The sequence below is a fragment of the 'Vigna radiata' phytoplasma genome, from assembly GCF_030586915.1.
Classification (GTDB): Bacteria; Bacillota_I; Bacilli_A; order Acholeplasmatales; family Acholeplasmataceae; genus Phytoplasma; species Phytoplasma australasiaticum.
In genome coordinates, this window is sequence record NZ_JAOSIS010000021.1 from 1 (window position 1) to 9,376 (window position 9,376).

The 9,376-nt window shown below is 22.5% G+C and carries 12 protein-coding genes; 5 read left to right on the forward strand and 7 right to left on the reverse strand.

Annotated elements, in window-relative coordinates:
* Positions 1 to 232 (forward strand): Fe-Mn family superoxide dismutase (locus OC710_RS02025; RefSeq protein WP_304514979.1); only part of this gene is annotated, 232 nt, incomplete at its 5' end.
* 275 nt (positions 233 to 507) lie between these two features.
* Here the strand turns inward: OC710_RS02025 and OC710_RS02030 are convergent.
* Positions 508 to 741, reverse strand: coding sequence for a hypothetical protein (locus OC710_RS02030; RefSeq protein WP_004994997.1), 234 nt, complete (start codon positions 739 to 741; stop codon positions 508 to 510).
* Positions 742 to 962: 221 nt separating this feature from the next.
* On the opposite strand from OC710_RS02030, the gene OC710_RS02035 reads away from it, so the two are divergent.
* Both OC710_RS02035 and OC710_RS02040 read left to right on the forward strand, forming a co-directional pair.
* Positions 963 to 2,072 (forward strand): DEAD/DEAH box helicase, encoded by a 1,110-nt coding sequence (locus OC710_RS02035; RefSeq protein ID WP_004994999.1) that lies wholly within the window; start codon positions 963 to 965, stop codon positions 2,070 to 2,072.
* A gap of 70 nt (positions 2,073 to 2,142) precedes the next feature.
* The gene (locus tag OC710_RS02040) at positions 2,143 to 3,018 is read left to right on the forward strand and encodes a deoxyribonuclease IV (protein WP_004995001.1); all 876 of its coding nucleotides are present in this window, start codon (positions 2,143 to 2,145) and stop codon (positions 3,016 to 3,018) included.
* Between the two features lie 614 nt (positions 3,019 to 3,632).
* On the opposite strand, the gene OC710_RS02045 is transcribed toward OC710_RS02040, so the two are convergent.
* The 6 genes from OC710_RS02045 to rpsP form a co-directional block, all read right to left on the reverse strand.
* Positions 3,633 to 4,385 carry a TrmH family RNA methyltransferase gene (locus tag OC710_RS02045; protein WP_004995002.1) on the reverse strand — a complete coding sequence of 251 codons (753 nt, stop codon included), beginning with the start codon at positions 4,383 to 4,385 and terminating at the stop codon, positions 3,633 to 3,635.
* Positions 4,386 to 4,445: 60 nt separating this feature from the next.
* Positions 4,446 to 4,901: an iron-sulfur cluster assembly scaffold protein gene (locus OC710_RS02050; RefSeq protein ID WP_004995006.1), complete on the reverse strand. Its 456-nt coding sequence runs from the start codon at positions 4,899 to 4,901 to the stop codon at positions 4,446 to 4,448.
* Between the two features lie 66 nt (positions 4,902 to 4,967).
* On the reverse strand, positions 4,968 to 6,227 hold the full coding sequence (tyrS, locus tag OC710_RS02055; RefSeq protein ID WP_004995008.1) for a tyrosine--tRNA ligase: 1,260 nt from the start codon (positions 6,225 to 6,227) through the stop codon (positions 4,968 to 4,970).
* Positions 6,228 to 6,340: 113 nt separating this feature from the next.
* Positions 6,341 to 6,697: a 50S ribosomal protein L19 gene (gene rplS / locus OC710_RS02060; RefSeq protein WP_004995010.1), complete on the reverse strand. Its 357-nt coding sequence runs from the start codon at positions 6,695 to 6,697 to the stop codon at positions 6,341 to 6,343.
* 67 nt (positions 6,698 to 6,764) lie between these two features.
* Entirely contained in the window at positions 6,765 to 7,502 is a 738-nt protein-coding gene (gene trmD / locus OC710_RS02065; protein WP_004995012.1) for a tRNA (guanosine(37)-N1)-methyltransferase TrmD, read from the reverse strand.
* Positions 7,503 to 7,604: 102 nt separating this feature from the next.
* On the reverse strand, positions 7,605 to 7,850 hold the full coding sequence (gene rpsP, locus OC710_RS02070; protein WP_004995014.1) for a 30S ribosomal protein S16: 246 nt from the start codon (positions 7,848 to 7,850) through the stop codon (positions 7,605 to 7,607).
* A 566-nt stretch (positions 7,851 to 8,416) separates the two neighbouring features.
* Between rpsP and ruvA the strand changes: the two genes are divergently transcribed.
* Together ruvA and OC710_RS02080 are read left to right on the forward strand one after the other, a co-directional pair.
* Positions 8,417 to 8,977 (forward strand): Holliday junction branch migration protein RuvA, encoded by a 561-nt coding sequence (gene ruvA / locus OC710_RS02075; protein WP_004995019.1) that lies wholly within the window; start codon positions 8,417 to 8,419, stop codon positions 8,975 to 8,977.
* Between the two features lie 8 nt (positions 8,978 to 8,985).
* Positions 8,986 to 9,376 (forward strand): AAA family ATPase (locus OC710_RS02080; protein WP_304514980.1); only part of this gene is annotated, 391 nt, incomplete at its 3' end.

A 9,376-nucleotide genomic window follows, 5' to 3' on the forward strand; every position in this document is an offset into this window, starting at 1 on the left:
CGGCTGGATATGGTGGATCATTAATGATAAAAATTTATCAGAAATAATAACAACCGTCAATCAAGATACAACTCATACATTAGGTTTCCCTATTTTAGGTTTAGATCTCTGGGAGCATGCTTATTATTTAGATTTTCAAAATCGTCGTCAAGATTATATTGAATCTTTTTTTCATATAATTAACTGGGAACAAGTAGAAGCAAATTTTAAAAATATTTTTAATCAAAAATAATTACAAATTATCATCTTAAAACGAAAAACATTAAATTAATCAATAATTGTAATGCATCAAAAAAAATTTAGATAAAGATATTATAAAAGATTAAAAAAATATCAAAGAAGAAATATTAAAGCAAAAAACCGTCGGAAAAAAATATTTTTTTCCGATGGATTTTTATTTATTAATAACTCTTGCTCTGATGAATATTAATTTTTATTTAAAAAACTTTTATTTAAAAAACACTTAATACAATATATTTTTATATTTTTTTATATTATTTATATAATTCATTTCTGCAAACTTAAATAAATAAAATAACCTATAGGAATGCCGACAATAGTGACAAATATAATCAATATAATCAAAAAAGACATAATCTTAGTTAAATTGCTGATTTTTTTAAATTTATATAATAAATTTTTTTTATCTTTATTAGTTTTTAGCGATATTTTTGTTTGATCATTACAATATTTTTTTTTCTTTAAAGAATCAGCTTTTTTCTTGTTATTAATGCGAATCATAAAAAATTATTAACCTCTTAAATTATTTTTTTATTAAAATGAATAATTAAAAAATAAAATCTTTTTAATAAAAAAAGATAAATTCATTTCTTGTTAATAATACAATCTTATAAATAGAACTTTAATTCATATATTAATAACGGATAATAATATTTTAACATATATTAAAATTAACTTATAAAAAAATATTCATACCAATTTTAAAAAGGAATCTTATTCAATTGAAACAATATATAAAACAAAAATTAAAACAACTAAATTTTAATAAAATAACTCCTATTCAAAAACAAATGTTTAATAATTTTGAAAAACCTTGTCATTTAGTGTGTGTAGCTCCTACAGGAACTGGCAAAACTCATGCTTATTTGTTACCTATATTATCCAAAATAAATTGGCAAAATAACACAACACAAGCCATCATAATAAGTCCTACTAACGAACTAGCTTGGCAAATATTAAATATGTTAAAAAAAATTGAACCTCAAATAATAGCAAATATTAAAATTTTATATGGCGGTGTAAATAAACAAAAAATATCTGACCAATTTAAAAAAAAACAACCCCCTTTATTAATAACAACTTTAAACAAACTAAATGAATATGTTATTAATCAAAAATTACTAAAAATTCATAAAATTTCTTTTTTAGTTTTAGAAGAAGCAGATATGTTATTTGAACAAGATTCTTTGTCATTATTAGATGCAATATTAACTCGATGTAATCCTAAAATTTTAATAATATCAGCTTCTATTACTGAAAAATTAAAACCTTTTATAGATAAATATTTTGGTAAAAATCTATTTTTAAATACTACACAAGAACATAAATTAAAATTAAATTATTACAATCTAGTAACTACAGAAGAACAAAAATTAAAAACTTTAATACATTTAACACAAAATATTAACCCTTATATTTCGATTATTTTTGTTTCAAATATCAAAGAACAAACTAAAATTTATGAAGCTATGCTAAAACATAATTTAAAAGTTATTTGTTTTTCTTCGATATTAAATACTAAAAAACGTAAACAATACATAAATGATATTAAAAAAGCAAAATATCAATATATTATAGCGAGTGATATTATGGCCAGGGGTTTAGATTTAGATATCGATTTAGTAATACACTATGATTTACCACATAAAAACTTAGATTTTTTTCAACACCGTAGTGGTAGAACAGGTAGAATGGAGAAAAAAGGAGATGTAATCATATTAACGACAGAAAAAGACGAATTATTAATAAATAAAATCCAAAAAAAATTAAATATTTCGTTTAAACCAATTAAATTTACTAAAAATAAATACTCTTTAATAGATAATCAATAATCTAAATATAAATAAAATATCCGAAAATCAAAAATACAATTACAACAGAAAGGTAAAATAATATCATATCATGTTAATAATAGGTAGTCACGTGTCATTTAAAAAACCTAAAATGTATTTAGGAGCTTTAGAACAAGCTTTATCATTTAATTCGAATACTTTTATGTTATACTCAGGTCCTCCTCAAAGTGCTCAAAGAAATATTATTGAAAAAGATGATATTCACAAAACTTTATTAAAAATGAAAAACCATAATATTAACATTAATTTTTTAGTAGGTCATGCTCCATATATTATTAATTTAGCTAACCCATCTTTAGAAAAAAGAGAATTTTCTATTAACTTTCTGACACAAGAATTAAATAGATTTTCTCAAATGAAAATTCCTCAAATGGTACTGCATCCAGGTAATAATTTACACAAAAATAAATCAGAAGCTATTTATTGGATTGCTCAAGGAATTAATAAAATTTTCAGAAATACTCCTAATTTAAAAACTAAAATAGCATTAGAAACTATGGCAGGAAAAGGTAACGAAATTGGAGCTAATTTTGAAGAATTAAAAAATATTATCGATTTAATAGAAGATAAAACACGAATTTCTATTTGCTTTGACACTTGTCATGTATTCGATGCTGGTTATGATATTAAAAACCAATTCGAAAATACAATAAAAAAATTTGATAAAATTATTAATTTAAAATATTTATCTGTTATACATATTAATGATTCTAAAAATTGTTTAGGTAGTAAAAAAGATCGTCATGAAAACATTGGATACGGAAAAATAGGATTCGAAACTTTAATAAAAATTATATATTATCCGTTGTTTGAAAACATTCCAAAAATTTTAGAGACACCTTTTGTAAACAAAAAACCTATTTATAAAGAAGAAATTGTTATGATTAAAAATAAAAAATTTAATGAAAATTTAAAAAATCAATAAATTATTTGCATTTCTATATCAGAATTTATCATTTGTCATATTTATTACAAATAGCTCCGAAAAAGTAAGTTTCCAAGTAACTAGAAATTTACCATATATTTAATACTTACTTCTTTCGCCCTATAAAGGTCGTTAACCTTCATCTTGGGAGGGCGATTAACTTAATTATTCCAAATTAAGTTTTACTCCTCCGACTACTAAAAAGTCGCTTTATCCTTGAGCCTAATGACTTTTATTTCATTATTAGTTAATTTAATAACTAGCTTTTAGGATTCTCCGAGTTACTCTAAATATCTACCTTAATCCGTTAGGGGAAGTGACCATTTACTAATGGTGAGATTCCAGGTTTACTTTCGTTGATAAATATCCTACACAATTGATAAATGTTGATAGTTTCTGGACTGTTTGGTGTTAGTAATTTGCAAACAGGTTAGCTTATTACATCTTCTTTTTTTCTTAGGCCCTTTCAAGCTTATCCTTAGAATCATTCGGTGGCGGTATCTTTTTGACTAACTACTTCATCGTAATCCGCTTTTAAGAACTGCTATAATTCTTTATTGTTTCCTTTAAAGAACCGTTCTTAGCCTTTCAGTGTTTATCGCACTGGTGATTGGTTAAATCACAGGATATTTAGGCTTCTTGGGTAACCACATATAAAACATAATAATACTACCAGCTACAGCTACATTTAAACTTTCTACTAAATTTGTAGTAGGAATAGCTATCAAATAATCTGATTTTTGACGAGAAATAACCGAAATTCCTTGACCTTCATTTCCTAAGATTAAAGCGATTTTATAATATTTTGAACAAATATTGATTAAATTATTCGATAAAAAATTATTTTCATGTCCACAAGTTCCTATAACGAAATAATCATTTTTTTTCAAAAATGACAAAAAATTGGCTAAATCGCCCCGAAAAAAATCTAAATTAAAAATCGCTCCTTGACTAACTTGAATAGTTTTTTCATTATAAATGTCTACGCTATTATTGCTAAAAAAAATATTTTTAAAACCAAAAGCACAAGCACTTCTTAATAAAAGTCCAGCGTTAGAAGGATCTTGAATATTATCTAAAATAAGTATTTTATCGCTAAATCCAGAAAATTTTAACATTTTACAAATAGCCACTTGAGAATATAAAATATGATTATTATTCAAGGCTTTCATTAAAGATTTTTTAATAAATAAACCTGCTTCTTTTTCGGGCTTAATAGTATATAAATGTAATACTATTCCTTTTTTTAAAGCTTCTTGAACTAAATGATTACCAAATACAATAAATTCTTGGTATAAATCTCGATATTTTTTAGAAGATAACTTCATCATTTTCTTGAAAATAGGATTATTAGATGATAAAATCATAAAAAATTAAAACTCACTTTAAATAAGATCTCGGAAATATTAAATTAAACAAATATAATTTTAACTTAATTTAATTTTATCCAAATGATTTTTGATTAGATTTAAAGCTAACAACCAAGGAATGCTAGCACAATTAAATTTATTAGGAAAATTCGAAATTGTTTGAAATAATAACAAATCTTTTTCTAGAACATTAATATCAAAAAGCTTATTTTTCAACATATTAACAAAATTATTAATAACTTTTAAACTTTGTATAAATGTTTTATTAGATAAATAAATTGACATTAAAGATGACGAAGCGCATATTATAGAACAGCCTTTAGTTTCATGACGAATTGTAGTTATAACTTCAGAATTAAAAAAAATTTGCAATATTACTTCATCACCACATAATAAATTATGTTTCTTTTCGCTAAGACAATGATTAAAAAAATTTACAGGCAATAAACCATAATTGCAAGGTTTTTGTGAATGCGTTATAATTAATTCACGATATAATAAATAATTAACCATAATATTTACTCGTATTCTTGATTGTTAAGATTTAATATTAATTAAATAAATAAATATTAACAGAATTTAAGAAAAATATATTAAAATATTAAACTTATTCTTTTTAGTCACTAAAATATATTTTCGAAATAAAGCTACTAAAGTAGTCAAATGCAAAGAATCATTAATATCTTGGGAATTAGGAAAAATTTTAATACTTCGAGATAACAATAATGATCTAGCTTCTTTTTTAGAAGAAGCCATTTTACCTTTAAGTAAAGCATCTAATAAAGTAATATCATTATTAACAGATACACAAAATAAATATTTTTTTAAAAATTTTAAGTCTGATTCGGCTAAATCTGATCTTTTTTTACTAAATAAAAGATAACTAACTTTTTCACAATCTTTAGAAACTGATTCACCATGAACTAAAGAAACTATATATCTAGATAATTCTTTTTGAGCTAATCTTTTTTGAGGATTAAGTTTCAATTCCGATGCTAAATAATTAATGCGATCTAACGTAATTAAAGTCATTTGTTTTAAAAATAAAATTACACGACTATCAGGTAAATTTAAAAAATATTGATACATTTCATAAGGGCTAGTTAATTCTGAATTTAACCATATATTACCTTTTTCGCTTTTACCAATTTTAACACCTTGATCATTTAGTAATAAAGGGATACTCATACCTAAAGGCTTACACTGAGTAGGATTAATTAATTTTCTAATCAATTCTAAACCACTTGTAATGTTTCCCCATTGATCTGAACCGCCGATTTGTAATATTATATTATTTTTTAAATATAAATGATAAAAATCTAAAGCTTGCAATAAATTGTAAGAAAACTCAGTATAAGAAATACCAGCACTTTCATTATTTAATCTTTCGGATATAATTTTCTTAGATAAAATATATTTTATATTAAACAATTTACCATATTGACGCAAAAAATCTAAGAAATTAATTTGGGATAGCCAATCATAATTATTAACAAAATATACTCTTTTCCGAGGTAATAAACTTTTTAATTGCATAGTGATATCTTGAGTGTTTTTAACAACTTCTTGTGGTATTAATAAATTTCTCTCTTTAGTTTCTTTAGGATCACCAACTAAACTAGTAGCTTGACCAATTAAAATAAAAGGTGTATGACCTTTATTATATAATAACAAAATAGTATTTATTTGAACTAAATGCCCTATGGTTAAAGAAATAGCTGTAGGATCGAAACCGCAATAAAAATTAACAGTATCATAATTTAATTTATGAATTAACTCCGATTCATTACTACAATCTTTTATTAAATTACGCCGTTTTAATTCTTCAAACAAAGACATTTTTATCTCCAAATTTTAATTTATTTTTTTAACAATATTATATAAAACCAATTTTCAAATAAAATCCACTTATAAAATGAAATAAAAATTTTTAAATTTAATTAAATTTAATTTTATTTATGTTTAGTTTTAATTCTAGCAGCTTTTGATGATAAATGACGAATGTAATATAATTTAGCACGTCGAACTATACCCGAACTAAGAACTTCTAAATTTTCTAAAGAAGATGAATAAATAGGGAAAGTACGCTCTACACCTACACCAAATCTAATAGCACGTACAGTAAAAGTTGAAGATATACCGCTACCCTGACGCTTAATAACTAATCCAGAAAAATTTTGAACACGTTTACTATCATTATTAGATTGTCGAATTAACATTCTAACAGTATCACCAACTTTAAAAAAAGGTATTTTTTTAAAACTTGGATTTTCTATAGATCTAACTAAACTTTGACCTTTTAATTTCATAACTTAATATTTCCGTTTCCTTAATAAAAATTTTTACAATTAGATATAATCAAAAAAAATAAACATTTTATAATTCATCTTCTTTTTTAAGCTCTTCTAATATTGCTTGATAAGACTGATCTAAATCAATGTTTTTTAATAAATCTGGTCTTTTTTTAAAAGTGTTTTTTAAACTTTCTTTTAAACGCCATTTATAGATTTTTTTATGATCTCCAGATAAAAGAACTGAAGGTACTTTATAATTTTTATATTCAAAAGGCCTAGTATATTGAGGATATTTTAATAAACCTTTTTGATGCGAATCAGATAAATAAGAAACTTCATTAATAACCCCTGGTATTAATCTAATTAAAACATCTATAAAAACTAAAGAAGCAATTTCGCCGCCAGTTAAAACATAATCTCCAATAGACACTTCTTCATCTATAAAATTTAAAATTCTAGCATCAACACCTTCATAATTACCACAAATAATTACTAATTGTTCAAAATGATTGACATATTGATTAACTTTTGATTGAGTTAACAAATTTCCTTGAGGAGATAATAAAATAATTTTATTCTTAATTCTAATATTTTTTTTTATTTTCGCTAAGCAATCATATAAAGGTGGGAATGATAATAACATACCTGCATCACCACTATATGGCTTATCATCTATTTTAAAATGCTTATTATGACTATATTTCCTTAAATCATGTATCTTAACAATAACTTTATTTTTTTCTTGAGCTCTTTTAATAATAGAATGATCTAAGAAATAATCAAAGAAATTCGGAAAAATAGTTATAACGTCTATCTGCATGTGTTTTATTAAATAATCTTTCTTGTTCAAAAACAAAAAACAAATTTCGTATTGAAACTTTTTATCTTAAATTATTTTATTTTTTTAACAAAATCTCTAAAATTAACTAATTTGAGTTTTTTTAAATTTTTTACACAAATTTTTAACAGTAGTAGTAGGTTGACCACCCAAAGATAACCAATAATTAATTTTATCTAAATTTAAATTAATTACTCCTTTTAAAGGATCATAATTTCCTAAAATTTCTAAAAATTTACCATTCCTTTTGTTATGAGCATCAATAGCTACCACACGATAAAAAGGTTTGTGACGAGAACCAAAAAGTTGTAAACGGATTTTAACTGACATTTTTCTAACTCCAAACGCAATTTAATTAAAAAATATTTTTAAAAAAAATACTAATTCAAGTAATTATAAAATAAAAAATAATTACTGTCAATGAAATATTGAATCATTTCGATTATTATAATATCAATAAATAATTACAAAACAATACAAAATATTATAATCTATAAAATATTATAGAACAAAAATCTCTTAATAAATTAATTATTTAAAAATTAAAATTCAACATTAATAAAAATAATTTATACTGAATACAATAAAATAATTTTAATTATAAGTTTTTTTAAGTATAGTTTTTAATATAAATAGTATAGTAAAAAAAGATGCCACTGAATTTATTAAAAATCATAATATAATCTAAATATAATTATATTTAATAATCAGAAATATAGTAAAATATATGTCATTATAATCATATAATTTCAAAAAATATGAAAATAATCAATACTTAAATAAAAAAATTAATATTTTAAACAAATTTAGAAAATTTAAATTATTTAAAATTTAATCATTATTTTTAAATTAAAAATAAATAAAATGATAAAAAGGAGCAAATAATTATTAAAAATATGTATTACTATATTATAGGTTTAATTAAGTTAATAAATAATAATAGCATAATTATTGAAAATAATGGTATAGGTTATGAAATAGGTTTTTACAACCCTTATTTATTTAAAATAAATCAAAAAGTAAAATTATTTACTTATCTATATATCAAAGAAAATATACGTTATTTATATGGTTTTACAGATGTTAACTTATTAAATTTTTTTAAACAAATAATTACTATTCCAGGTATAGGTCCCAAAATAGCTATTTCTCTTACACAAACAGAATTATTTCCAGAAATTAAAATAGCTATTGAAACCGATGATATAAATTTTTTAAAACAATTTCCCGGCATTGGTGATAAAACAGCACAACAAATTATTTGGTACCTAAATACTAAAAATAAAAATAAAAAAACAAATTATATATTAAATCCTAAACAAAAAGATGTTCAAAATGCTTTATTAAATTTAGGTTTTGACATAAAACAAATTAATACTATTATTAATAAAATTAATACAGAAAAAGATATTGAATTTATGATTAAAGAATCTTTACAATTATTATTAAAAAAATAGGAATTCAAATGGAAAAAATATTAAAAAATAAAAAAGACCCAAAAAACAAAAACGAAGATACCTTATTAAGACCTCAAACATTACAAGAATATGCAGGACAAGAAGATATTAAACATATTTTAAATATTTATATACAAGCTTCACGTAAACGAAAAGAAACTTTAGATCATCTTTTATTCTATGGACCTCCAGGTTTAGGGAAAACTACTTTAGCACGTATTATCGCTAATGAATTAAAGACAAATATTAAAATTACTAATGGGGCTATTTTAGAAAAAGCTGGAGATTTATCTGCTATTTTAAGTAGCTTACAAACGGGAGAGATTTTATTTATTGACGAAATTCATCGATTACCAAAAACAGTAGAAGAAATACTATATTCTGCTATGGAAGATTATG

What these genes read in the sequence shown, in the direction of transcription:
- OC710_RS02030 (WP_004994997.1), bottom strand. Translation starts at nt 741, where the DNA reads ATGATTCGCATTAATAACAAGAAAAAAGCTGATTCTTTAAAGAAAAAA.
- OC710_RS02040 (WP_004995001.1), top strand. Translation starts at nt 2,143, where the DNA reads ATGTTAATAATAGGTAGTCACGTGTCATTTAAAAAACCTAAAATGTAT.
- OC710_RS02045 (WP_004995002.1), bottom strand. Translation starts at nt 4,385, where the DNA reads ATGATTTTATCATCTAATAATCCTATTTTCAAGAAAATGATGAAGTTA.
- OC710_RS02050 (WP_004995006.1), bottom strand. Translation starts at nt 4,901, where the DNA reads ATGGTTAATTATTTATTATATCGTGAATTAATTATAACGCATTCACAA.
- tyrS (WP_004995008.1), bottom strand. Translation starts at nt 6,227, where the DNA reads ATGTCTTTGTTTGAAGAATTAAAACGGCGTAATTTAATAAAAGATTGT.
- rplS (WP_004995010.1), bottom strand. Translation starts at nt 6,697, where the DNA reads ATGAAATTAAAAGGTCAAAGTTTAGTTAGATCTATAGAAAATCCAAGT.
- trmD (WP_004995012.1), bottom strand. Translation starts at nt 7,502, where the DNA reads ATGCAGATAGACGTTATAACTATTTTTCCGAATTTCTTTGATTATTTC.
- rpsP (WP_004995014.1), bottom strand. Translation starts at nt 7,850, where the DNA reads ATGTCAGTTAAAATCCGTTTACAACTTTTTGGTTCTCGTCACAAACCT.
- ruvA (WP_004995019.1), top strand. Translation starts at nt 8,417, where the DNA reads ATGTATTACTATATTATAGGTTTAATTAAGTTAATAAATAATAATAGC.